The organism is Paenibacillus algorifonticola, from assembly GCF_000971975.1.
GTDB classification, from domain to species: Bacteria; Bacillota; Bacilli; order Paenibacillales; family Paenibacillaceae; genus Pristimantibacillus; species Pristimantibacillus algorifonticola.
This window is the reverse complement of record NZ_LAQO01000001.1, coordinates 391,572-415,902: the sequence shown is the minus strand read 5'-3', so window position 1 is coordinate 415,902 and position 24,331 is coordinate 391,572. Positions and strand designations below refer to the sequence as shown.

Annotated in this window: 18 protein-coding genes and 1 pseudogene; 16 read left to right on the top strand and 3 right to left on the bottom strand. The window is 49.0% G+C overall.

Annotation, left to right across the window (positions count from 1 at the left end; all coding sequences use genetic code 11):
* The first annotated feature begins 142 nt into the window (after nt 1-142).
* Complete coding sequence (locus WH37_RS08615) at nt 143-1,804, top strand: AraC family transcriptional regulator (protein ID WP_052736883.1); 1,662 nt, start codon at nt 143-145, stop codon at nt 1,802-1,804.
* An 82-nt stretch (nt 1,805-1,886) separates the two neighbouring features.
* Here the strand turns inward: WH37_RS08615 and WH37_RS08610 are convergent, their stop codons facing one another.
* Nucleotides 1,887-5,285, bottom strand: coding sequence for an S-layer homology domain-containing protein (locus WH37_RS08610; protein WP_052736882.1), 3,399 nt, complete (start codon nt 5,283-5,285; stop codon nt 1,887-1,889).
* 146 nt (nt 5,286-5,431) lie between these two features.
* On the opposite strand from WH37_RS08610, the gene WH37_RS08605 reads away from it, so the two are divergent.
* Nucleotides 5,432-7,549, top strand: a complete 2,118-nt coding sequence (locus WH37_RS08605) for an AAA family ATPase (RefSeq protein ID WP_046230117.1) — start codon at nt 5,432-5,434, stop codon at nt 7,547-7,549.
* A 289-nt stretch (nt 7,550-7,838) separates the two neighbouring features.
* The gene (locus WH37_RS08600; protein WP_414811829.1) at nt 7,839-8,867 is read left to right on the top strand and encodes a Glu/Leu/Phe/Val family dehydrogenase; all 1,029 of its coding nucleotides are present in this window, start codon (nt 7,839-7,841) and stop codon (nt 8,865-8,867) included.
* 623 nt (nt 8,868-9,490) lie between these two features.
* On the opposite strand, the pseudogene WH37_RS36340 reads toward WH37_RS08600, so the two are convergent.
* Together WH37_RS36340 and WH37_RS35435 are read right to left on the bottom strand one after the other, a co-directional pair.
* A pseudogene (locus WH37_RS36340) lies at nt 9,491-9,852 on the bottom strand (MFS transporter); the annotation flags it as partial.
* Nucleotides 9,836-10,012, bottom strand: coding sequence for a hypothetical protein (locus WH37_RS35435; protein ID WP_156182265.1), 177 nt, complete (start codon nt 10,010-10,012; stop codon nt 9,836-9,838). The gene WH37_RS35435 and the pseudogene WH37_RS36340, both read right to left, overlap by 17 nt.
* A 298-nt stretch (nt 10,013-10,310) precedes the next feature.
* Between WH37_RS35435 and WH37_RS08590 the strand changes: the two genes are divergently transcribed.
* The 13 genes from WH37_RS08590 to WH37_RS08530 all read left to right on the top strand — a co-directional run bounded on the left by WH37_RS08590 (nt 10,311) and on the right by WH37_RS08530 (nt 24,330).
* The gene (locus WH37_RS08590; RefSeq protein ID WP_046230114.1) at nt 10,311-10,769 is read left to right on the top strand and encodes an ester cyclase; all 459 of its coding nucleotides are present in this window, start codon (nt 10,311-10,313) and stop codon (nt 10,767-10,769) included.
* 78 nt (nt 10,770-10,847) lie between these two features.
* Entirely contained in the window at nt 10,848-11,804 is a 957-nt protein-coding gene (locus tag WH37_RS08585; RefSeq protein ID WP_177217912.1) for a dioxygenase family protein, read from the top strand.
* Between the two features lie 210 nt (nt 11,805-12,014).
* Nucleotides 12,015-12,341: an urease subunit gamma gene (locus tag WH37_RS08580; protein ID WP_046230112.1), complete on the top strand. Its 327-nt coding sequence runs from the start codon at nt 12,015-12,017 to the stop codon at nt 12,339-12,341.
* Nucleotides 12,338-14,353, top strand: a complete 2,016-nt coding sequence (gene ureC / locus WH37_RS08575; protein ID WP_046230111.1) for an urease subunit alpha — start codon at nt 12,338-12,340, stop codon at nt 14,351-14,353. The genes WH37_RS08580 and ureC overlap by 4 nt, the downstream gene beginning before the upstream one ends.
* 27 nt (nt 14,354-14,380) lie before the next feature.
* Nucleotides 14,381-15,103, top strand: a complete 723-nt coding sequence (locus WH37_RS08570) for an urease accessory protein UreF (RefSeq protein WP_177217911.1) — start codon at nt 14,381-14,383, stop codon at nt 15,101-15,103.
* A gap of 57 nt (nt 15,104-15,160) precedes the next feature.
* Nucleotides 15,161-15,877 (top strand): urease accessory protein UreG, encoded by a 717-nt coding sequence (gene ureG / locus WH37_RS08565; RefSeq protein ID WP_074904676.1) that lies wholly within the window; start codon nt 15,161-15,163, stop codon nt 15,875-15,877.
* Nucleotides 15,870-16,712, top strand: a complete 843-nt coding sequence (locus WH37_RS08560; RefSeq protein ID WP_046230109.1) for an urease accessory protein UreD — start codon at nt 15,870-15,872, stop codon at nt 16,710-16,712. The genes ureG and WH37_RS08560 overlap by 8 nt, the downstream gene beginning before the upstream one ends.
* A 33-nt stretch (nt 16,713-16,745) precedes the next feature.
* Nucleotides 16,746-17,402, top strand: coding sequence for an urease accessory protein UreH domain-containing protein (locus WH37_RS08555; protein WP_046230108.1), 657 nt, complete (start codon nt 16,746-16,748; stop codon nt 17,400-17,402).
* 80 nt (nt 17,403-17,482) lie between these two features.
* A complete protein-coding gene (locus WH37_RS08550; RefSeq protein ID WP_046230107.1) occupies nt 17,483-17,956 on the top strand; it encodes a VOC family protein in 474 nt (157 codons plus the stop codon).
* 250 nt (nt 17,957-18,206) lie between these two features.
* Nucleotides 18,207-20,471: a helix-turn-helix domain-containing protein gene (locus tag WH37_RS08545; RefSeq protein WP_046230106.1), complete on the top strand. Its 2,265-nt coding sequence runs from the start codon at nt 18,207-18,209 to the stop codon at nt 20,469-20,471.
* Nucleotides 20,472-20,798: 327 nt separating this feature from the next.
* Nucleotides 20,799-22,400, top strand: a complete 1,602-nt coding sequence (locus WH37_RS08540) for an extracellular solute-binding protein (protein WP_046230105.1) — start codon at nt 20,799-20,801, stop codon at nt 22,398-22,400.
* 125 nt (nt 22,401-22,525) lie between these two features.
* Nucleotides 22,526-23,428: an ABC transporter permease gene (locus WH37_RS08535; RefSeq protein WP_046230104.1), complete on the top strand. Its 903-nt coding sequence runs from the start codon at nt 22,526-22,528 to the stop codon at nt 23,426-23,428.
* A gap of 26 nt (nt 23,429-23,454) precedes the next feature.
* A complete protein-coding gene (locus tag WH37_RS08530) occupies nt 23,455-24,330 on the top strand; it encodes a carbohydrate ABC transporter permease (protein ID WP_046230103.1) in 876 nt (291 codons plus the stop codon).
* The last annotated feature ends 1 nt before the right edge of the window (nt 24,331 follow it).

Genomic DNA, 24,331 nt, shown 5'->3' with positions numbered 1-24,331 from the left:
ACTAAGGATTCTTTCTATAGCTAACAATAGAGAAATGTCTGTTTTTTTATTGGACAAAATGAAGAGCGGACTCGGATGTTTCTTGATAGCCTATTTATATTCCGATATACTAGTACAATTATGATGAGAAGGGGGCTTGCCAATGGATGACCATCCAGTGTTAAAATCTGGTGAAACGTCAGCTTCCCTATCGGTGTCTTACTTGTATATTCTTAGGTATGTTAACATAGTAGATTGCGCGCTTGACCTGTCTATCCATTCATTAGAGAGCGAGGGACATCGCATCGTTGCCTTTGCCCAAAGCGGGGGTAAGCTCCATCTGGAGGGCCACTCTATTTATGCCGAAAAGGGGGCATGCTTTCTTCTTGCTCCTGGTGCAAAAGCGCAAATAGAAGAAAGGGATAAGGATGGTCATCGTGGAGCGGTGTATGTTATTGCTTTCGATGCCTATCGTATGGGGGAACGGGAGCCAGCGCTAGAGATTGGCTTAACTTTACCCTACGAGACGAGAATTGATGTGACAGCGATGTCCCGGCTCGTTGATTTGCTGGAGCAAGCCGCTGAAGGTGCCTCAAATAATCAACGTGGCAAGCAAGTGGACCAACTCAAACAGCAGATTCGGTTGCAGGAGCTTCTTGTTTTGCTGATGGAGCATGTTGAGGCTTCACATTCTTCATCGGATGCTAAGCTGGCTGTTCAGGAAAGCATCGCTTATATGGTACAGCATTACCGCGAGGAAATGACCGTGGAGCAGCTGTCGAAAATGTCCGGTGTAGCCCGCTGGCAATATAGCGCTTTGTTCCAAACTTTGACGGGCAAGAAGCCGCTCGATTATTTGACGGAGCTTCGTTTGAATCGGGCGAAGGAGCTGCTGCTGCTAACAGATGATCCTTTACGGGAAATTGCCCGCCAGGCAGGGTTTAAGGACGAATATTATTTTGCACGCAGGTTCCGGCATGCCATGGGGCTGACTCCAAAGCAATATGCTAAAACTCGCGGCGTCAGCAATCAGACGATTAAGCAGGACGTTAACCCTTTTTCACGAGTCGTTGTAGTTGGTTATGTGCTTGGGGATTTACTCTCTCTGGGCATTAGGCCAGTAGGAGCGGACATGACTGTCATCGGCAGGAAGGTCGTTTATCGCAATGAGCTGAAAAATATTTCAGATATTGGCTTGCTGGGGGAGCTCGGCAAGGTGAAGGCGCTGTGTCCGGATTTGATTCTCTACAGCAGCTTCCGTCAGGATCGAATGGAGGAGCTGTCCAAAATAGCGCCTACCGTATCCATTGATCGCTTGCAGCCGACCTATAATCGGCTCATGCAGGTGGCGGAGCTGTTCGGAAAGGAAGCGCAGGCCAAGCAATGGATTGAAAGCTATGAGCGCAAAGCCGGGGAAATGTGGCGGCATTTGGCTTTACACACGAAGGAAAGGGAAACGGCTGCTATTTTCGTCCTGGTAGATGGCGATTTGTATGTGATGGGCATGAGGGGCATCGCCTTGACGCTTTATCATCCGATGGCGTTTGAGCCAGCTGTAAAGGTGAGGCAATTAATTGAAGAAGGAATTCCTTTCCAAGCGATTAATCTGGAGCAAATGAGTGATTATCACGCTGACCGTCTATTCTTATTAGTAGGTGAAAGCGAGCGTTCCAGAAGCGAGGCTTCGCGAATAATAAACAGCGTTTATTGGCATTCGTTTGACAGCAGCCGGGTTTATGTAACGGAGGCAAAATGGAATTTCGATGATCCAATTACAAGGGACAGGCTTTTGCCCGCGTTGCCGCGTATTTTTCGCTTGCCGTAGCAGGGTGATAGGATGAGAGATTATTCCAAACCAGCGCCCCATGCTGTGCGGCAAATGCCACACACAAGCATGGGGCGCTGGTTTAGTTGTTAATAAACTTCAAATATTGCAGCATCCGCAATATTATAACGGCGCTTTGCGCGCGAGTCGTCGGCTCCTTTGGAGAGAAGGCAGCTGCCGGATAGCCTTGAATAAGATTGTCTTCCAACAGCTTGGCCACAGGCTCCAATGCCCAGTCCGCAATGGCAGACCGATCCGAGAAAGTATCGAGTGCCGCTGCATTCGACTGTGGCGTTTGTCCAGCGAAGTTCAGCGCTCGGACGATGACAGAAGCCATTTGTTCACGTGTGATAGGGGCATCTGGCTTGAACATGCCATTTTCAAAGCCCTCTATTAAACCTGCTGTTTGCGCGATTCCAATGGCTCCCGCGTACCACGCTTCCTGTGCTACATCTGAAAAGGAGCCTGCTTGTTTATGATCGGCAAGCCCAAGTGCGCGCACAAGTAATGCGGCAAACTCGGCACGGGTCACTTGCTGGTCCGGTGCAAAGCCAGAATGGCTGTACCCTTGAACAATCAGCTTGTTAGAAAGCAGCTCAATGTCGGCTTGCACCCAGTGCCCCTCTAAATCTGCAAAGGAAGAATGATCGGATGAAATGACGGCATACAAGCTGTTATGCGGTGTGTAGATTACGGCGCTGCCTGCATGACCGTCCGTTTTGAACACCGCTGGTACAAAATGCAGCTTATTATTGGCATCAACCCATACAGCCGTTGATTTCCTTGGATCGACTGGTGAGCTAAGAGAAAGCACTCGCTCGGTGTATACCTCATTAAAGCCTTCTGCCAGCTGACCATTCATATATAGCGAGAAGTCCACAGGACTGCCGATCAGCTCAAAGCCCTGCTTCGCAACAGCGGCACTCAAGCTGCTTACGGTATCGGGAGAGGCTTTCCCAATCGCGATTGTAACAATACCGCTGTCTTTCATATTTTTCAGCGTGTGGAGGGGCAGTTGATAGCCTGAACCATTCACTTCAATAGCTATAGCAGCGCCCGGCTGCTTCCTTAACACATTCAGCAGCACTTCTGCGGGCAAATCGATGAAAACGACGGGTCTGCTATCATTAAACTTGATTAAGACTTCCTCGCTTGAAGCGAATGCCTGCACCAGAGGAACGGCATCAGGCTTAAGACGGATTGCGGGCTGACCGTCAGCGGCGGTCTCTAGCGTCGTTTTCACCGATATTTCTTGGTTGTTCAGTGTAAGCTTTAATAAGGCTAAATCAGCGGCGGAAGTAGCTCCCTGTGAGGAACCGACTGCCGGTATTGGTGTTGGAACAGGCGTTGGCGTTGCTGTTGGATCAGGCGTTGCTGTTACGATGGCGATTAAAGTAATAGCACCTAAATCAACAACTTGCCCAGCAAGGACATTCGCAATTTGATCGAGGGTTTCATATCCTTGTGCTGTCACTTTAATGGTGTGTTCGCCATTAGGAATGTTGTCCAGCGTGAATTTACCTTCGCTATCAGTTACCGTGCTGATGCTGTTTATGGATACAGTGGCGCCATTCAGCGGAGCATTTCCCGCTCCGTACACCGAGCCTGTAACCGTCCCGGTCATAGCCGGAGGCGGGATTACAGTAATGGTCGCCGCCGCTGTATAGGAGCTGTTCTCAGCTGTAACAGTAATGATAGCTGTTCCCTCTGCAACGGGGAATACTTCCCCATACTGGCTGACCGTAGCAACGGCAGCATCACTAGTGCTCCAAATGATATTTTGATTGGTAGCAGCAACAGGCTCAATAGTCGCAGTCAGCGTCATGGACTCTCCACCTTCCGATAAGGTGACGGTGGATGGGGCCAGCCGAATACCGCTAACCGGCACGAACAGCTGGATATGACGGTCCTCAAGCTCGATTCTGCGCCAGGCCTGAATAAGCTGCTGATCATCCACCTCATAGAGATCAAGGTATTGCCCTGTACTCACGGAAGGGATATCTTCGCCTGAAACATACTCGAGCGCATCGTTTGGCAATGCATCGCCAACAAGTGGCAGAGAAGTGCTGGTGCTGCCCAGAACATAAGCAAACGTATGGCTTGCCTGATTAGGCGCAGCTGTTATCTTGGTTGAGCCTACTGCTTGGCCGGGATGGATAGCATATACTTCGATGTCGGGAGCTTGCAGATCAACAACAAGCTGAATATCGCGTGAAGCCGTTGCAGAACCAGCATCGGTTAGCGAAAGCCTGACGTTGTAGATGCCGGACTGTGCAGGAGTGCCATGAAGCTCGCCCGAGCTGCTGACGATCATCCCAGTCGGAAGACCGGCGGCGCTCCATGTCAATCCTGCATGTGCGCCGTCAAAGCCTGCAAGGTTAAAGGAATAGGGGGAGCCCTGAACCGCTCTCGGCAGCTCTGAAGTTAGAACAGCAGGTCGCAAATAGGGATAACCGTTGTTTACATTGGCATGAATGATCCATGTGTTTATAAAATCCCAGCCTATATATGTGGCTTGCTGTTTCATTTGGGGCGTTGTTTTTCCAGTAATCTCGAGTGTGCTTTCATAAAAATAGCCTATTCCCTCGTTCATCCCGGTTGTCGTGGTATCAAAGAATGTGCTTGAAATATTAGTTTGATAGGCATAAGCTGCAATGCCAGCCCTTAGCGTGGAAGATCCAGCGTTTAAGGTGGAAATATTTCCTGTGGCATAGGTGTTTTTAATTGTATTAAATAATTGGTAGGCTGATATTCCGCTGGTGGAAAGGTGATAGCTGGAAGGTTCATTGCTGATAGCCCCTGTAGAGTAAGAGTCATTTATAGAACCGTAAGAGACAAAACCAACAAGGCCGCCTGCATACATATTATAGTTGCTGCCAACGGAGACGGAGGCGGAAGAGGAAGAGCGTACAAGGCTGGCATTTTTAAGAGCTCCTGCTATTCCTCCGGCAGAGCTTACAGTCGGCTTGATTGATCCACTAATAACACTCCCTTCCGTGTATGCACGGTCTATGCTCCCGCCTGATTGTGTGCCTGCTAGTCCGCCGGTTTGGTTACCGCCAACAATATCGACAGATAAGCTGATGTTTTGAATATTTCCGTTAGCTTCGCCAAAAAAACCAACGAGTTCGTTGGAGCTGTCATAAATTTCTACACCTGTAATGGCATGGCCCTGCCCATCAAAAATACCGCTGAAGGGGGCAAAGGAATTGCCGCCAAAAGGAACCCAGTCATATCCAGATATATCGATATCGTTCATTAAGCGGATTTGTTCAGTCAAATAAAGCGTCTGGTTCTGGTTTATGTAGACCAGCTGCTCTTTGGTAAATACCTGCACCCAACCGTTTTCTGCAACAGGCGGTTTAGTGTTTGGAACGCTTTGTGTGGAACCAGCAGTGACAGATGCTGCAAATAGCCCGAATTGTCCCGCGATCATGACGATAAGCAGCAACGCCGCCGGAATAGATAAACGTTTCTTCATTACCAATTTCCCCTTTTGTGTGCAATAGTCAATAATGCAGCCTATGAAAGCGGCAATCTATACGAATCAAGAAATAGTATAGTATATTTAGAGAGTTCGATTGTTCCGTTTTTGTTTCAACTTTGGTATGGAAAGTAGTGTGCGGCATGAAACTTTTTTCGGTTAAAAAAGGAAACCCTACTCAGCGAATTATCGGCTTCACCCGAGAAAGGAACGCACTATCCCAGTGGCTAGCTGCATCTGATGCTGATTCGCAGCTGTTTTTGGTGTCGGGCATTGGCGGCATTGGAAAAACAACGCTGCTCACGGAAATGGCTGCACAAGCTAGACGCTCATCCGTATTTACGCTGTGGATGGATGGACAGGTCTGCCTGCACACGCCGGGAGCTTTTTTGACCCATCTGGAGATGAGCTTGGAGACGGAATATGGTCGAAAGCGAGCGGCAAGCGTGGCACTCCTTGCCCATGTGGTGGCGGAATTAACCCGTCAGCGCTCCGTTATTATAATAGACAACTGTGAAAAAATAGAGCGTATCGAAAGCTGGCTGCTTGCCAGCCTGCTTCCTCTGCTTGCAGCAGGCGAATGTTTGCTCATTGTGGCATCGCGTACGGGACTGCCGATAAAGTGGCATACGAACCCTTTTTGGGCAACTCGGATTCAGTCCTTTCCACTGGAGCTGTTTTCTCGTGAAGAGGTGCATGAATATTTGCAGGATAGCGGGCTGCCTGCGGACGTACAACTGGACATTGCGCAAAAGACGGAAGGTCATCCGCTGCTTCTCGCTTTGACCATAGATATGCTGCGCCGTCAGGAGGAGGAAAAACGGGAGCTTGGGTATCAGCTTTCGGGCATCCTGAGTGCGGAGATGTTGATGGAAGCGGCTTCTCCATTTATGTATGAAGCTTTGCAGCTGTTGTCTCTGCTTCCGGCAGCGGATCAGACGATGCTGAATCATCTATTGGAGCGTCCGATCGGTGCATCCGACTATATAGCGCTGAGTAGATTATCTTGTGTCCATGCCACAGCGCATGGCCTTTCCCTGCATCAGGTGGTTTCGCGGATTTTGCGCGAGGATTATGAGCGGCGTGACCCAGGGCAATATCAGGCAATGCGCAGCGAGGTGCTTGGAAAGCTGGCGGAGCAATTTCCGTCGGTGAATAAGCTGCAGCAAATGCAGATTGCCGCCCACGCATTGGAACTCTACCGTGAACAGCTGCCTGCTGCCCATCCATATGTCGATTTTTCGGGGATTCGCAAGCAGGAGCGGCAGTGGGGATTTGAGCCGAACGATCTTTCGCATTTACACCGTTTTCTATCGGCATCTCTGTCGCAATCGGATTGGCAGTCGGAGCTTGTCGAGCCGGGCGAATACCATCATTTATTGGATGATATTGCGAGGCATAGTCCGGAAGGCATTCGGATCATACGCGACAGCAACGGAATTCCACTGGCGTTTTGCGCGGGCTTATGGCTGAATGCGGTGACGCTGCCGTTATTGGAGCGTTATGCGCCTGCCTATATCGACGTGCTGGGAGAGCAAGCAAAGCTGTTGCGTACGCTCCCCGTGGAGGCGGCGGATACGATGTGCATTTTGCTCGCTGCAGTAGATGTGGAGCAGCAGCATTATCGCCCGGAGGAATTGGGCGCTATGCTGCTCCATGCATGGCTGATTTCTACGACCAGCGGCTTGCGCGCGATTATGGCGACAGCGGATAGGCCATTGAATAGGCTGCTGCCGCTTTTGGGTTTTCAAAAGCAGTCACAGCCGCAGCTTGAGAGAGCTCATACAGCTGAAATGGCGGTATGGGATTTGGATTTTCGGCAGGTGACGTTCGAGGTCTGGGTGCAGCGGGTCATTCAGCAGACGACGTACGCGGGGAATGCGGCGGCTGGAACGGAGCCTCAGTCTATTGCTCGGCCAGCGCAATCTTTGTCATGGAATGAAGTGAAGCAAATCGTTCAGCATTTGTATGATGATGCGATACTGGAGGCGATGCCTGCCTTACAGGAGCTTGGCCTTTTAGGAGCGGCCGTACGGGAGCAGGTGCAACGTTTATTAATGGCGGATAAGCCGCCTTATCCGCTGACAGAGCTTGAGCAGCGCATTTTAAGAGAAAGTTACCTGCAAAAGGAGTATAGAAAGTCGCAGCTTGCTGAAGCTTTTCATATGAGCCGCACCACGTTCTATCGCCATTCGCGGCTAGCGCTCAGCCATCTGGGCTACGTGCTGGCCCGGGAGTGTGAAGGAAAGTTGAAAGCTTAAGAGGAATATAATATAGGCCGCTTGACTAATCAGCCTTATTTGCTCGCACTTGGAACGATTACGGTTCCGGGTTGTTGAGAAAATAAGGCTGTTTTTTTGTTTGCTGCTCATTAATGAGGGGGTTCTATGATTTGGCTAGGCAAGCTGATGAGTCAAATCATAGCTTTGAAGAATAGATTGATTTGAGGGATATTCACGGATATGATTAGACCGTTTCTCGCATCAAAACGAATATATAACTGACATTGTTTTAATGGAGATAGGAGTGGGTGTTTTGTATTTTGAGCGCATGGAGCAATATGGTGTGGAGCAGTTAGTTTTCTGCTATGATCAGAAATCGGGTTTAAAGGCGATTATCGCCATTCATGATACGACGCTTGGACCCGCACTTGGCGGTACACGCATGTACCCTTATGCAACGGAGGAGGCCGCAGTCCATGATGTTATCCGGCTAGCACGGAGTATGACCTATAAATCGGCTGCGGCAGGGCTTAATCTGGGCGGGGGCAAGGCGGTCATTATCGGTAACCCCGTGACAGATAAAAGCAAGGAGCTGTTCCATGCGTTTGGACGATTCATTGAAACCTTGAACGGTCGATACATCACGGCGGAGGACGTGGGGACGACAGTGGCGGATATGGATTTTATTCGGCAGAAGACGAAATTCGTTACGGGGGTATCGCCAGAGTTTGGTAGCGGGGGTAATCCTTCGCCTTTTACGGCACTGGGTGTATTTCATGGCATCCGTGCTGCCGCCCTTGAAGCTTTCGGCTCAGCTGAACTGAAGGGAAAAACGATCGCGGTACAGGGTGTGGGAAGCGTTGCCTACCATTTATGCCGCTATTTGCACGAAGCGGGCGCAAAGCTGATTGTGAGCGATGTCGTGCAAGCAAATGCGGAGCGCGCAGTGCTTGAGTTTGGGGCAAAAGCGGTAGGTGTGGATGATATCTATGGTGTCGAATGTGATATTTTTGCGCCTTGCGCGATGGGTGGAATTATTAATGATGATACGCTTCCGCTGCTCAAGGCTAAAGTGGTTGCAGGTGCTGCCAATAATCAGCTGAGGGAAGAAAAGCACGGTGACCAGCTGGCTGCCCGAGGCATATTATATGCTCCAGACTACGTCGTCAACTCTGGCGGGTTAATTAATGTAGCTGATGAATGGTTTGGTTATAACCGGGAGCGGGTGCTCAGCAAGGTAGAGGGGATTTACAGCCAGCTGCAGCGCATTTTTGAAATATCGAAACAACAGCAAATTCCTTCTTTCCGTGCAGCGGATCGTCTGGCGGAGGTGCGAATAGATAAACACCGGGTGTAAATGAGCGTGATTTTGTAACAGTCAAGTGAACATCTAATAGAAAGGACCGGCTTTGCCTAAGTTTACACTTATGCCAAAGCTGCTTTCCTATGTAGCTCATATGCTGCTGATTATTCCGGGAGTGGCCTCCTTATTGCTGTCCTATGCAGGAATTAAAAGTAAAAACAAGGAAAACTTGGTTTTGCGAAGGTGCCTAAAGGTATTCGCAAGCTTTTTAAGGTAGCCGTAATAGCTTCCTTTATTTCCTGGGAAATTACAAGCATATTCGCTTCAGCTATTCCAATGTATTTGGACCAATGGATTGGAACGACTCGGAATGGTTACCCAGTATTTAAGACAAACACTCGCTTGTGATTGGTTTGCCCTCATACTGGGCAGTATGCTCACGATTATTCTAATAGGTTGGATGCGAATGAATCATAAAGCGATAAAGCGATAAAGTAATAAAACAATAAAGTGATAAAGTGTAAAAATGTTGAGCGCTAATGCTGTTCTTTCTGCTTTGCTATGTTATCCCCTTAGCTCAGAAACGGTGTGCGAATGTTTTCTGAGCTAAGGGGATAATGGTCCAAAGCGAAGGAACTCGAGTACGATCGCTGGATGCACCGTTGAAAAAGGGAGAGCTAAGCAGACTTTGTCAAGCGGGTTGCTGCCCAAAATAGAAGCGCTATGGCGCTCACGCTTGCTCCCAGCCAGCATAAGCGTAAATGCTAGTAGAAGCAATAGAGCCAGATGCGCTGTCTATGGAATAAAATACCATGTAATCGGTGGTCGGTCTGCTGCATGCGTCTGATCGGACGCTGAGGATCATGCTCTAATTGGTGACATGTACCGCCTGTACGGCTAAATCGAGCAAGATAATACCTATAATTAACGGGAAAAGGGATTGGTCGGCGTAACAAATAGCCAGCCACGAAATAAGCAGCAGCACAAGGCGATGCCAGTTGTTCGTTGCCCAAAGCCGCGGGTCAGCAAGCCGTCCTGCTCACGCTGCCGCTGCCGCTAATGCTTAATGCTGCCGCGAAAGCGACCCATGTTTGGGTGACAACAGCAAGCAGCCCGACGACGGCAATGCCTGCAAACAGTACAGCTGAGCTTGTGGAGAAACCGACAGCGATGTTCGCAGACGGTGTGCTTTTTTTCATTATCAAAAATAACTCCTTCATGGATTCGGGTTTGTGAGGGCCGTTCATTGCGTAAAATAAAATACTGATCGGTATATAATTATGCTTGATTACTATAATGATAAAGCCGTGGACTTGTCAAGGATTAATGCTTGAATATTGACAATTCTCCTATTCAATTTTAATATAATTGAATACCGATCGTTATTAAATTTTACAGTATTGATGAAAGCCCGTTCAGATCGTTCTTTTGTGAAAATAGCATGAATAGGATATTGAGCTTGCTAGAATCATAACCAATATTGAAAGAGGGATGAGGATGACAGCTGCACAGGTTGTACGTGATTTTTTTGAAAAGGTTCGCTCGGGCAAGGAGCTTGATGCGGTACATGAGGTGATGGCAGAACGCGTATTGGCTCATCAGGTCCAATCGGAAAAGGAAGTGACGGTAGAGCGATCGCCAGCGGATTATGCAGATCATGTTCGTGAAATGATAGAGAGCTATGGCGCATTCTCGTTAACGGTTGAACATTTTTTAGCTCAGGAGAATGAGGTTTACGTGCGCTGGAAGCAGGTTGGCGCCCACTTGGGAGAAATAGATGGTTTTGCGCCGACTGGCAAACCGGTTATTGAAATAGCGAGCGCCGTTTATCGGGTCGAGGCAGGCAAAATCGCCGAATATTGGATTCAAATCGACCGTGAGGGCATTCGGGTTCAATTGGAGCGCAATGCAAAACTTTCAGTTGCCATTCAGGCTAGTGAAGAGGGAAACAGGTAGAATGATAGGGAAGAAGCTGGCATGGACTTTTATGTTCTGAAGCTTCTTCCTATTTTAATGGGGAAGGGGGAAACAGCTATGTTTAAAAATGCAGGAAAAGGCTACAAAGGCTTTGTTGTTGGTGTAGTAATCACGGCTGCAGTAACACTTCCGTTTACGACCTTTGCCCAGTCGCTTCAGAAGTCGATTTCTGTCGTGTACAACGACATTAAGGTGAATGTCAACGGCAGTACCGTTACATTGAAGGATGAGGCGGGAACAGTGCTGGATCCGTTCAATTATGCAGGTTCCGTCTACGTGCCGCTGCGCGGTGTCTCGGAGGCGCTCGGCATGAATGTAACGTATGACAGCACTTCAAAAACCGTCACTATCAATGGTGGTGGGGGCGGTGGGCAGCCGCCGACCGGAACGCCGCCAACTGGAGGCACGGGGACTAGCGGTACGGGCAGTACAGGGACTGGTACGACAACGGGTGCGACCACATCGGGGTCAACCGACGATACGGGACTTACACAGCAGGTTACACAAGGGCCGTACTACGTTACGGGAACGAGCCAATTAACCGGCGGCAACTTGAATTATGACAGCCTCACAGGCGAGAAAATCAAGGTGAAGGGTTATGTGTATGCTGGAGCGACGGGAACGACGCCTGTAGCCGGTGCCAAGGTTGAAATTTGGCAGGCGGATGATAGCGGCAACTACCATCCGAATTCCAATGGTGCTGCCAGCAGCTACACGGCGAGCCAGCTTTCGCTGCGCGGCTATGTGCTGACGGATGCAAACGGCTATTATGAGTACACAACGATTTATCCGGGTGAGTATACAGGGCGTACGCGCCATATTCACACGAACACGACGGCAACCGGATATAAGAGTGTGATTACACAGCTTATTATTCCAAGCTTGAGTGGCGATAAAATGACTGCTGCGCAGGATAATATTGCCCAAAGCTTGCCAGCGTACAATCAGGTAACCTTCACTGAGGTGGACGGGTTGCCTACAACGACGTTTAATTATCGGTTAGCGGCGAACTAGGACTGCTGTACTCCGAAAACGGCGGTAAGGAAAGCTTCCAGCAACACGGATAACGTGGCGCTGGGGGCTTCTTTTTTGTATGGAAAAGGAAATTGTTTAATTTTTTCAATTAAAATATCCAAAAATCAGGGTTTTCATGTTAGTATATATGACAAGAAGGTCGGGATTTAGCTGGTACAATAAAGACGTTGCGATAAAAGGAGTGTAGCGATGTATTTGCTGGAGAGAGAGAAGGAGAAGCTGTTTATCGTCTTGGCAGCGGATTTGGCACGAAGAAGGCAGGCTAGAGGCCTCCGTCTTAATTATCCTGAAGCCGTCGCCATTATTACGTATGAAATTATGGAAGGTGCAAGAGACGGGAGGACCGTGGCTGAGCTGATGAGCTTCGGGCGCACGATTCTTGCGGAGGAGGATGTAATGGAGGGCATCTCGTCGATGATTCATGAGGTGCAGGTAGAGGCTACCTTTCCAGATGGAACGAAGCTGGTAACGATTCATGACCCGATTATTCCGCGAAGGAAGGGGAGTGAAGAATGATTCCCGGTGAGGTGGTTCCGAAGCAGGATATGGTTTGGCAAAATACAGGTCGCATAGTAAGAGATGTACGAGTTATGAACCGCGGGGATCGGCCGATTCAGGTAGGGTCGCATTTTCCGTTTGCACAGGTGAATCCGAAGCTGGATTTTGACCGTGCTGCAGCAGAAGGCTTTCGCCTCAATATTCCATCAGGAACGGCTGTGCGCTTCGAGCCAGGCGAGGAAAAGTCGGTTCAGCTCGTAGCTTATGGCGGAGCGGCTGCGCCGTTAAGTACAGAAGGTGAGGATAAGCAAACTGGTTTGCCAATCTCTAGAGAAGCTTATATCAGCATGTTTGGGCCGACGATAGGTGACCGGGTGAGGCTCGCTGATACAGAGCTGTTTATAGAAATCGAACACGATTATGCCCATTATGGAGATGAATGCAAGTTCGGCGGAGGCAAGGTGCTGAGGGATGGCATGGGACAGTCCGCTTTTCGTACTCGGGATGAGAAGGTGCTCGATACGGTTATAACCAATGCCGTTATTATTGATTACACCGGCATTGTAAAGGGTGATATTGGCATCAAGGATGGGAAAATTGTCGCAATCGGCAAGGCGGGCAACCCGGATACGATGGAGGGCGTTCATCCTGAGCTGATTGTCGGCGCTTCGACAGAGGTTATTGCTGGCGAAGGAAAGCTCATTACTGCAGGTGGGATCGATACGCATATTCATTTTATTTGCCCGCAGCAAATCGAGACGGCGCTGTCTTCTGGCGTCACAACGATGATCGGCGGGGGAACAGGACCAGCAGAGGGAACGAAAGCTACAACCTGTACACCGGGCAGCTGGCATATTCACCGAATGCTGGAGGCGGCTGAGGAGTACCCGATGAATATCGGTTTTCTTGGCAAAGGCAACTCATCCGGTCTGGATACGCTGCGCGAGCAAGTGACGGCAGGAGCGATTGGCCTCAAAATTCATGAGGATTGGGGCTCAACCCCCGCGGTTATTGACGCAGCGCTCACAGTCGCGGACGAAATGGACGTCCAGGTAGCGATTCATACCGATACGCTTAATGAAGCGGGCTTTGTGGAAGAGACGATTAAGGCAATTAACGGACGGACGATTCATACGTATCATACCGAAGGGGCGGGCGGCGGCCATGCGCCGGATATTATTACACTCGCAGGCCATCCGAACGTCATCCCGTCTTCGACGAACCCAACAAAGCCTTTTACGATAAATACGATAGAAGAGCATTTAGATATGCTGATGGTTTGCCATCACCTCGATCGCAACATTCCCGAGGATGTTGCTTTCGCTGACTCTCGCATCCGCCCAGAAACGATTGCGGCGGAAGATATTCTGCATGATTTGGGGGCGCTTAGCATTATTAGCTCCGATTCGCAGGCGATGGGCCGAGTGGGGGAGGTTATTTCCAGGACGTGGCAGACGGCTGATAAAATGAAGCGCCAGCGCGGTCCATTGGCTGGCGAGGATGGCACAAATGACAATGGCCGGGTGAAACGATTTGTAGCTAAATATACGATTAATCCAGCCGTTGCCCACGGCATTTCGGACTATGTAGGCTCGGTGGAGGCGGGGAAATGGGCGGATCTCGTCTTGTGGAAGCCGGCGTTTTTCGGAACGAAGCCGGAAATGGTGTTAAAAGGCGGAATGCCTGCATTCGCGATCATGGGTGATCCTAATGCCTCGATTCCAACACCGGAGCCTAAAATCGGCCGGCTCATGTTTGGATCGCATGGCAAGGCGAAATACAGCAGCTGCATCACCTTCGTATCGAAGGCAGCCGCCGATGCTGGAATTAAGCAGCAGTTGGGCCTTGCGAAGCAGGTGCTGCCTGTTTCGGGCTGCCGGAACATCGGCAAGCGTGACATGCTGCTGAATGACTTAACGCCGGAAATTACGGTAAATCCAGATACGTATGAGGTGCTCGTAGATGGTGAGCAGGCGATCTGCGAGCCGCTAAGCGAGCTTCCGATGGCACAGCGGTATTACTTATTTTAGAAGCTCGCTTGGAGGGTGATGCCGATTATGCTGTCTTTTTTGCAAGTGGCGCAGCTGGTGGACTCGGCCTTTCCGACAGGGGCCTTTTCCCACTCCTTCGGCCTAGAAACGTATGTGCAGGAGGAGCGGATTCGCACGATTCCCGACTTTTTGGCGTGGATGGATAGTTACATTCGTGGTACGGTTACCCCCATTGAAGGAACTGGCGTGTATTGGAGTGCGATATGGGTGCCGGCCTACTTGCAGCAGTCCGAGCAGCGGGAACAGGAAGCGATTAAAGCGAAGCTGCTGGATTTATCGCGCAGGATGACGGGGACGCGCCTTGCGCGGGAGTCAAGAGAAGGGGCAAGCAAAATTGGCAAACGGTATTTGCATACCGTGCAGGCCGTATACCCCGAAGCACAGCTTGGCGATTATGCGGCTTGGATTAAGCATGAGCGCGGGGACGCGAATGCGGCGATCGTTCATGGCTGGATTTGCGCGTATTTGCAGCTGACGCCTCATATGGCGGTGCTCAGCTTTTTATATCAGACGGTTAACAGCATGCTGCAAAATTTAATTCGGATGTGGAGTCTTGGCCAGACAGATGGTCAAAAAATCATGACCGCCTTGTTCCCGCTTCTGGAGCGTGAGGCGGCGGCGATAACAGGGGAGCCGCTTTTGCCAAGCGAGATGTATACCGCGAACGTCATGCAGGAAATTGCGGCCATGCGCCATGAAAGCTTGTATTCCCGTTTATTTATGTCTTAGTGCTGGACGAAGCTAGCTTTCGTTGGCAATCAAAAATGATGAAGGAGAGATGATTGTATGTGTGGAGGAGCAAATCATAGCCATGCCCATGACAGCTGGAACAGCACGCCGTTTCAAGGAGGAAGAGCGCTTCGTATCGGAGTAGGCGGTCCTGTAGGGTCGGGGAAAACAGCGCTGCTGGAGAAAATCAGCGAAATGATGTATCCGGGCTACAGCATTGGTATTATTACCAACGATATTTATACGAAAGAGGACGCGGTCATATTGACCAAAACAGGCGTTTTGCCGCAGGAGCGCATCATTGGAGTGGAAACAGGAGGTTGCCCGCATACCGCTGTCCGCGAGGATGTGTCGATGAATATGGAAGCGGTCGAAGATCTGGAGGCGCGTTTTAGCGATCTTGATTTGCTGTTCATTGAAAGTGGCGGCGATAATTTGGCAGCAGCATTCAGCCCAGAACTGGTCGATATGTTTATCTACATTATTGATGTTGCGCAAGGCGAGAAAATTCCGCGCAAAGGTGGGCCGGGCATTACCCGCTCCGATCTGCTCGTCATTAATAAAATCGATCTCGCCCCCTATGTGGGCGCCAGCCTTGAGGTGATGAGCGAGGACTCCAAGCGGATGCGCGGAGACCGTCCTTTTGTCCTGACCAATCTCAAAAGTGAAGAAAGTGCCGCTAAAGTCGTGGAATGGATTATCGCAGCTTGTCCTAACCTAAAGCATAGCCACACTCATCATCACCATCACGAGCATCATCACGACCATGCATAGCCGATGGCAGGGTGAAATTGATTATATAAATGGGAAAAATGTTTTGAGCTATTCGGCTCATCAAGCACCGCTGAAAATTACCCGCCCGTTCAAAGGGCCGTCCGGCGAGATGATTATTTATTTAATGGAATCATCTCCCGGCCTGTTCGGCGGAGATGTTCAGGAGTTGGATTGCACAGTAGGGGAAAACGCCCATCTGCTGCTTACGACACAGTCGTCGTGCAAGCTGCATCCAGGAAAAGGCGGAAAAACAAGCGGGCAGAGCAATCTTTTTCGAGTCGGGAAAAATGCTGTGATGGAGTATTTTCCAGGGCCGCTCGTTCCTTATAAGGATGTCCGTTATAGCGGGAACAGCATCATACATATGGAGCCGGGGGCGCAGCTGTTTATGAGCGATATGCTGACGCCCGGCCGTGCAGGCTATGGGGAGATGTTTAAATACGATAGGCTACATAGCGAGCTGTCGGTATATTGGGGGGATCGGCTTGTCGTGTGGGACCCGCTGCATCTGGAGCCGTTGAGATTTTCACCGCAATCGGTTCTTGGCGGCTACTCTCATTTCGGCAGCTTCTGGTGTTTATCTGAAGCTGTCGGGGCAGAGCACGTGGATGTGGTGCGGCATGTGCTTGATAATTATCTAGACGTGAAGATGTCAAGTGGAGGAGGAGGGGCAGGGCAAGGAATTTACGGCGGAGTGACGCTCTTGGAGGCGAACGGGCTAGTCGTGCGCTGCCTTGGACATAGCGGGGCAGAGCTTGAGGCGCTGTTCCACGTCATTTGGAGCGAGCTTCGCCCGCTGTTGCTGGGTAAGGATGCTTTTAAGCTGCGAAAGTAGTTGATATAGAAATCAAAAACAGGGGGTTTTGGGATGGATGCAGGTATACTCTCTGTACTGGCAATCGGGTTTCTGCTGGGCATCAAGCATGCGCTTGAGCCAGATCATGTCATTGCGGTATCAACGATTGCGATTAAAAGCAAGCATATCGTCAAATCCGCTTTTTCCGGCGTGTTTTGGGGAATTGGGCATTCGCTAACGCTGTTTATTGTTGGATTTATCCTCATGGCAATGAGAAGCGAAATGACGGAAAAATGGGCGATGTCCTTGGAGTTTCTTGTCGGTGTAATGATTGTCGTGCTGGGCGTGAATACGATTATTTCGCTCAGAAGCATACATACGAATGTGGATGCGAAGGAAAGTCAGCATTTTCATGGCTCCTACCGTAAATCGCTGCTGATTGGTTTTATCCACGGCCTCGCTGGCAGCGGAGCGATGGTCGTCCTGACGATGAGCACCGTGAACAGCATTAGCGAAGGGCTGATCTATATCGTCGTATTTGGTGTAGGGACGGTAATCGGCATGTTATGCTTTACTACTTTCATCAGCATCCCGTTCATTCTTTCTTCCAGCCGTTTCAAGCTGAATCGCGTCTTGATTGGAGCAACCGGGATTATTAGCGCTGTATTTGGTTTGTATTATATGTATAATCTAGGTGTGAATGAAGGGTTGTTTGGATTATGGGTGTAATTAATTGAAAGATTATATCAGACGGAATGTTGATCTAAGTTCCTGATCGGTGACCTGGAGCAAATAAAGGAGCGACCACCATGCAAAAAATCACCCCGTTTTTATGGTTCAATGACAACGCCGAAGAGGCTATCGCGTTTTATTATTCGATTTTCAAGGATGCGAAAATGATTCATGAGTCGCGTTACGGAGAGGGCGGACCTGGTCCAGTGGGCGAGTTAATGACGGCCACTTTTCAACTGGAAGGGCAGCAATTTATGGCTTTGAATGGAGGACCGCATTTTAACTTCAACCCGGCAATTTCCCTATTCGTCAGCTGCGAGACACAAGCGGAAGTCGATGAGCTGTGGGACAAGCTGACCGCTGGGGGCGGAGAGGGATCGAGATGCGGATGGCTGAAGGATAAGTTTGGGCTATCCTGGCAAATCATACCGACGACGCTTGGTGCGCTGCTGCAAGACGGCGATCGTGAGAAAGCGGCGAAAGTCATGCAGGCGATGCTGATGATGGACAAAATCGACATCGCGAAGTTGAAACAGGCATATAACGAGTAAGTTGAAGCAGGGGTACGATTAAAAGGGAAAGTGAGGGGCTTGCCGAAGCCCCTCACTTTCTCTTTTTTTCTTTGTTCATTTATAGAGCTTACACATTGCAAATGTAAGGGTTTTCCTGCCATCTTTTTTTGAATTAAGCTTTGTTTTCTCGATATATCTGATACAATGTTAGAAAAGCTATCATTAAAAGAGTGTTCATAATGAATAATCGCCTGGCAATTTCGATGCTGTCAGATTTGGAGTGAGGTTTATGTCAAAAAATTGGTATCGCAGATTGCTTTTTTCTTATTTTCCGATTTTTATTTTAACGATATCTATCGTTATCTTCCTCTCCTTCCTGATTGTGAATGAGATTTCCCGGAATGAAACCGAGAAGGCGGGCCGCATTTCCACTTCCTATGTCGTCGATAGTCTCGACAGAGCGGTCAATCAAGTGGAAATGGAAATATTGCGTCAAATGGAAAATGACCCGATTTACGGACAATTTCTCGCAGGCGATGTGGAGAAGGGCAGTCCCGAATTTATGGAGCTCGCCAAAAAGCTATGGGCTTTGGAAAGCAACAATGAGCTGCTTGATTCTATGTATATATACCGTCTGTCCGATCAGCGTATCGTTAGTAAATATGGATTTACGACGCAAGAGGTGTTTGCTGATCGCGCTTATTTGGAGCAGGCGCTGGATGAACCAACTTTTCAAGGCTGGTCGCAAATTCGCTCCTTTAAGCTGCTGGAGTCCGATAAGCCAGAGGAAGTAATCAGCATGCATAAGCGCTTGCCGCTTCCCTTCGGCCAGGAAGGGATTCTGGTCATTAATCTGGGCGCTTATCCTTTAGGCCGGATGATCGATGATATGACGCGCAGCAATGTTTCCTTTCTTCATGTGACGGGCAAGGAAGGCGAAACTATTTTTCCAAAAGGCAATTTAGGGATGGGGAGTATTGACGAGAAAGGCAATGTGTTAACGACGCTAGTGTCTCCAAAGCTGGGCTGGACCTTCAGCAGCGGCTTGCGGGCAGGACAACTGTTCGCCTGGGTATCGGTCATTTCCTATGTATGGATTATAATCGGGCTGGCTACCTTATTGTTAGCCGTCCTCTACATCATCTATATTACGCGCAAAAACTATAAGCCTATTCAAGTGATGATGAGCCGTATTCAGGCGCTTCCAGCCCGTTCGTCCGATGTGACAACCAGAGACGAGCTGGCCTTAATCGACTATGCGCTGGAGCAGCTTATTCAACAGACAGCGGATTATGAGCAGCAGCATCATGAAAATTTGCTTATACGCAGGCGGCAATTTTTTATGGATTTAATGGAAGGAAGCGCTCAAGGAGAGGCAATGGAAAAATGCCAGTCACTGGCTGTGCTGCAAGCCTCTGAGCATGCCGTGCACGCCGCAGTCGTCATTGCGGAAATGCATGATTTTGACGCCTATTACGGCGATTTTTCCCATCAGGATCAGCAAACATTCCGTTTGACGCTGATGAATCTTTTTCAAGAGCTTGCGCGGGAGAGGGAGCTGGATGGCTGGGCGGAGTGGATAAGCGGCAACCAGCTGGGCATTATTTTTACGAGCGGTCCAGATGAGGATGTAGATGCGGAAAGCTTTAATGAACAGCTGCGTTTGACTGTCAAAAGCATTCATCAGTGGGCGGCGAGCCAGTTTGAGCTGACGATGCGATTTGGCATTGGCATTGTAACCAGCCTGGACAGCCAGCTGAATTTGAAGGAATCTTTTCAATCTGCGGGATCGGCACTGCAGTATGTCTTAGCACTTGGTGAAAATGAGATGGTATTCGGCTCGGATGTGCCATTGCAGCCACATATGGAGTCCTATAAATATTTCCCGATCATGGCTGGTATTGTGAAAATGTTTCGCTTGACCAATCAGGAATGGCGGGAGCAAGTGCACACGCTGTTTCAAATGGTCGGCTCCGAGCTGCTTGCGGATCATGACATTCGCATGCTCATCCATTGGCTGCGCCAAATGCTGGGCAGAGAGCTGATGGACTTGTCCGACAAGCTGAAGGATTATTTTGTTGGCGAGCAGGCGAGGCAGTGGCGTGTGGAGCTGGATAAAGCGAAGCGGCTGCCCGAGATGGAAGCTTTGCTGCTGGAAATGATGAATGAGGTTTACCGAGTATATGTGTCGACTAATGAAAATAAAAGCTATCGAGCGATGATAAGTGAGATGAAAGCTTACATTGAAGAGCATTACACGAATCCCGATCTGTCCCTTACAATATTGAGCGATCGGTTCCAAGTGTCTGCGAAATATGCGAGTCATTTGTTCAAGGAAGAGTTTAATACAAAATTCGTCGATTTTTTGGCCCAGCTGCGTATTGTGCATGCCCAAAATTTGCTGAGCCAAACCGACGAGGTCATTCAGCAAATTGCCTTGCAGGTCGGCTACGCGAATTCGGTTACCTTTGGCCGAGTGTTTAAAAGAATAGTCGGTGTGACGCCAGGAGACTATAGAAAATACGAAATGAAGCCGGAACATGCAAATGAATAGGCTTTGGTTGCAAGGCGGCTCCCGAGTCCTTTCGGGGGCCTTTTTGTTTGGCGTAATTACAAATTGTACAGCTCTTTTCCTTTCATTGTTCGACTAATATAACGCTATTCGGAAAAAGGTATGTTTACAGGAATAGCGTCACATAGCGAAAACAGGGGATTTACGACGATTTTCCACCTGATTTTTGAGGTGGAATTCTGTTTATTGTCAGATTTCCTGTCATCATGTCATACTTGGCTCATCTCCAAAAGCGGCGTCGTCAGTGAGAGGTTAGGAAAGCTCACCTCTGCAGGCGGGGCAAACCGAACAAAAAGGGGCTGTGAACAAATGAAGCGTAGCAAAAGTAAAATGGCGGTTAGAAAATGGATGGCGGGTACGTTCACATTAACTGTACTGGTTACGGGCTGTTCAAACGGAGGCGGAGAAACACCTAGCGCAAGCTCAAGCTCAAGCTCGAATGCAGGCGCAGCAGCTTCTTCATTAAAAGTAGAAATTTTCGATCGCGGCAATACACCGCAGGGTTACACGATTACAGACAGCTATTTGACCCGTTACGTGATAGACAACTTCAGCAAACCGAACAACATTGATGTTCAATTCGTACCGATTCCCCGTTCAGAGGAAATTGCCAAGCTGAATGTACTCATGGCAAGCGGCGATGATGTGCCGGATATCGTATTTACGTATGATCAAGCGACATTCGAGCGTTATGCCGAGCAAGGCGGCCTCACGGATTTGACGGATTTATTAAATGAGCACGGACAAAATCTTAAGACGTTTCTGGGCGACGATACGCTGGAATATGGACAAGTAGAAGGAAAGCAATTTGCCATTCCGGGCAAAAGAACGATAACGGCAAGATATTCCTCGTGGATTCGTCAAGATTGGCTGGATGCGCTGGGCATGCCAATGCCGGCGACAACGGACGAGCTTTACGAAACGCTTAAAGCGTTCAAAGAGAAGGACCCAGGTGAAACAGGAGGCAGCGTCATTCCACTCGGCATGACCATTGAGCCTGGACAGCTGGAGCCATTGCTCTGGTCATTCGTTCAGCCGCAAAACAGCCTGACAACGGATGAGCAGCTGGCTAACCGCGATTATTTGCCAGTGCTTCCGGGCTTTAAGGAAGGCCTGCGCTTTATGAACAAGCTGTATAATGAAGGGCTGATGAGCAAGGACTTTGGGCTTGACCAAGATAAGAAACAGCTGACGCAGGACATTCAAAGCGGTAAAATCGGCATGTTCAGCGATGACTATGACAATATCTATTATAACGATGCTGCGTATGAGAACCTGCAGGCGAACAACCCGAAAGCTGTTCTCTCTCCAATTGATACGTATACGAATGCGGAAGGACTGCATGCAAAACCGGAATATGCTTCCAACGGCCTTTACATCATGATTCCTAAATCAAGCAAGCATGCTGCGGAAGCGATTAAATATTTGGATTGGATGTCCTCGACCAATGTTCTAATCGATATGCAAAACGGCGTTGTAGGCGAAAACTACGAGCTGAAGGATGGCATTCCAGTCGTGCTGGAAAATGCGTCGCAGGAAGCGAAAGACAGAATTTATAACCTCGGCGATATTGTCATCGTAGCTAATGGCAGAATCGCAGGCGACGACGAGAAAAATAAAGAAGCCTTCATTTACGGGATGCCAACTAAATACCAGGAAGGCGTCCGCCAATCGATGGAATTTGCCGATACCGATACGATCGCCCCGGTCAAATTTGCCCGTCCGATCGAGAGCAAAACGAAATACGGTACTTCACTCGAAAGCAAGCTCGATGAAATGATCGTTAAAACAACGATGGCGGCTCCAGATAAATTCGACAGCACCTTTGATACTGCCTTGGAAGATTACATGTCCCGTGGCGGCAAGGAAGTGATGGACGAGCGTACGAAAGCTTACACAGAAACGAAGTAAAGCAGCGTGTGTTTTGGATGGTAGGCAGGCAAGTAGAAGGCAGGAGGACAGAGGCGAGCCGAACCTAAATAGTCGGGGCTCCCTCTGCGCCAACTGCATATGAAGGAAAGAAGGGGCGAACAACATTGAGCACAAACATTTATTTTCGCAGGTATTGGCAGCTTTACGCGCTGATTTCACTTCCGCTCCTTTATTTTCTGGTGTTCAAATATGGACCGATGTGGGGCGTGCAAATCGCATTCAAGGATTTTAACCTGTTTCAAGGCATTTCGGGCAGTGAATGGATTGGATTCGACGCATTTGTTGAAGTTTTCAAAATGAAGGATTTTTATTTGACGCTTCGCAATACGTTAATGCTGAATATTTTGGATTTATTAGTATCCTTCCCGGCTCCCTTAATTTTAGCAATCATGTTATATGAAGCAAAATGGGTCTGGTTCAAAAAAATATCGCAAACGATTTTGTATATTCCCCATTTCATCTCATGGGTCATTATAGGCGGCATTGTTTATCAAGTATTTGGCACGCAATCCGGCATGATTAACAATGTATTAAGCTCGCTTGGCTTTGATGCGATTCCGTTTCTGACGGATAAAAAGGATTGGCTCGTTACGTATTTGGCAACCGGCGTGTGGCAAAGCGCGGGCTGGGGAACGATTTTATATTTGGCCGCTTTGACGGGCATTAACCGCGAGCTGTTCGAAGCGGCAGAGGTTGATGGAGCAGGGCGCTTCAAACGGATTTGGCATATTACACTTCCGGGCCTCAAAACGACAATTGTAACGCTGCTCATTATCAATCTTGGCAATATGATTACGATAGGCTTTGAACGGCCGTATATTATTGGTAATTTGGCCGTTCGCGAATACTCGGATGTGCTCAGCACCTTCGTTTACCGCGTCGGTATTCAGTCTGGCGAATATACGCTGGCGACAGTCGTCGGTTTATTCCAGGCTATTGTAGGACTGATCTTCGTGCTGGGTGCCAATTATGCATCGAAAAAACTAACAGATGAGAGCATATTATAGCTCTTACGGAAAGGTGCGGAGGATCAATGAATGAACGTACGGCAAATCGCGTATTTGATACGGTAAATATTGTTTTGCTTGCATTGGCAGTGGTTGTTTGTATTTTGCCGTTTCTGCATATTATAGCGGTGTCGCTTAGCTCTAATTTGGCCATTACATCGGGTAAAGTGACCCTTTTCCCGGTCGGGTTCAACTGGGATGCGTATGGCAAGGTTTTTTCGGATATGACGATGATTCGGTCCTTAGGCTTTACTGTATTTCTGACGGCGCTTTGCGCTGCGCTATGTATGGCGATGACGATTGTTGCCGCCTATCCGTTGACAAAATCGCAGCTTAAAGGACGCAAGCTGTTTATGATTTTAATCGTCATTACGATGTTTTTCACAGGCGGCATTATTCCTGAATATATTCTGGTGCGCGACCTGAATTTGCTCAATACGGTGTGGGCGCTTGTGCTGCCGGGTCTGATTAGCCCGTTTTATCTGATTATTCTGATTTCTTTCTTTAATGGCATTCCGAAAAGCTTGGAGGAAGCGGCTGAAATCGACGGCAGCTCGCATTTTGGAACGCTGATGCGCATCATATTGCCGCTTTCCCTGCCCGTTATGGCGACGCTTTGCCTCTTTTACGCCGTCGGGCGCTGGAATGGCTTTCAGGATACGCTCATGTACATTTCCAAGCCGGACCTGTATCCGGTTCAGCTCAAGCTGTATCAAATGATTCAGAACAATATGGTTTCCGAGCTGGCCAGCCTTGAAGGCAACAGCGGCGGACCGAAAATTACGCCAGAAAGCTTGAAATCAGCGAGTGTTATTTTTGCTACTGTTCCGATTTTGCTCGTATACCCATGGCTGCAGCGTTATTTTGTTAGCGGCGTCATGCTTGGAGCAGTGAAAGGATAAT

Coding starts and splice junctions, on each gene's coding strand:
- WH37_RS08530 (WP_046230103.1), top strand. CDS start 23,455: ATGAATGAACGTACGGCAAATCGCGTATTTGATACGGTAAATATTGTT.
- WH37_RS08545 (WP_046230106.1), top strand. CDS start 18,207: ATGTCAAAAAATTGGTATCGCAGATTGCTTTTTTCTTATTTTCCGATT.
- WH37_RS08540 (WP_046230105.1), top strand. CDS start 20,799: ATGAAGCGTAGCAAAAGTAAAATGGCGGTTAGAAAATGGATGGCGGGT.
- ureC (WP_046230111.1), top strand. CDS start 12,338: ATGATTCCCGGTGAGGTGGTTCCGAAGCAGGATATGGTTTGGCAAAAT.
- WH37_RS35435 (WP_156182265.1), bottom strand. CDS start 10,012: ATGAAAAAAAGCACACCGTCTGCGAACATCGCTGTCGGTTTCTCCACA.
- WH37_RS08560 (WP_046230109.1), top strand. CDS start 15,870: ATGCATAGCCGATGGCAGGGTGAAATTGATTATATAAATGGGAAAAAT.
- WH37_RS08600 (WP_414811829.1), top strand. CDS start 7,839: ATGGAGCAATATGGTGTGGAGCAGTTAGTTTTCTGCTATGATCAGAAA.
- WH37_RS08550 (WP_046230107.1), top strand. CDS start 17,483: ATGCAAAAAATCACCCCGTTTTTATGGTTCAATGACAACGCCGAAGAG.
- WH37_RS08590 (WP_046230114.1), top strand. CDS start 10,311: ATGACAGCTGCACAGGTTGTACGTGATTTTTTTGAAAAGGTTCGCTCG.
- WH37_RS08555 (WP_046230108.1), top strand. CDS start 16,746: ATGGATGCAGGTATACTCTCTGTACTGGCAATCGGGTTTCTGCTGGGC.
- WH37_RS08615 (WP_052736883.1), top strand. CDS start 143: ATGGATGACCATCCAGTGTTAAAATCTGGTGAAACGTCAGCTTCCCTA.
- WH37_RS08605 (WP_046230117.1), top strand. CDS start 5,432: ATGAAACTTTTTTCGGTTAAAAAAGGAAACCCTACTCAGCGAATTATC.
- WH37_RS08585 (WP_177217912.1), top strand. CDS start 10,848: ATGTTTAAAAATGCAGGAAAAGGCTACAAAGGCTTTGTTGTTGGTGTA.
- WH37_RS08570 (WP_177217911.1), top strand. CDS start 14,381: ATGCTGTCTTTTTTGCAAGTGGCGCAGCTGGTGGACTCGGCCTTTCCG.
- ureG (WP_074904676.1), top strand. CDS start 15,161: ATGTGTGGAGGAGCAAATCATAGCCATGCCCATGACAGCTGGAACAGC.
- WH37_RS08610 (WP_052736882.1), bottom strand. CDS start 5,285: ATGAAGAAACGTTTATCTATTCCGGCGGCGTTGCTGCTTATCGTCATG.
- WH37_RS08580 (WP_046230112.1), top strand. CDS start 12,015: ATGTATTTGCTGGAGAGAGAGAAGGAGAAGCTGTTTATCGTCTTGGCA.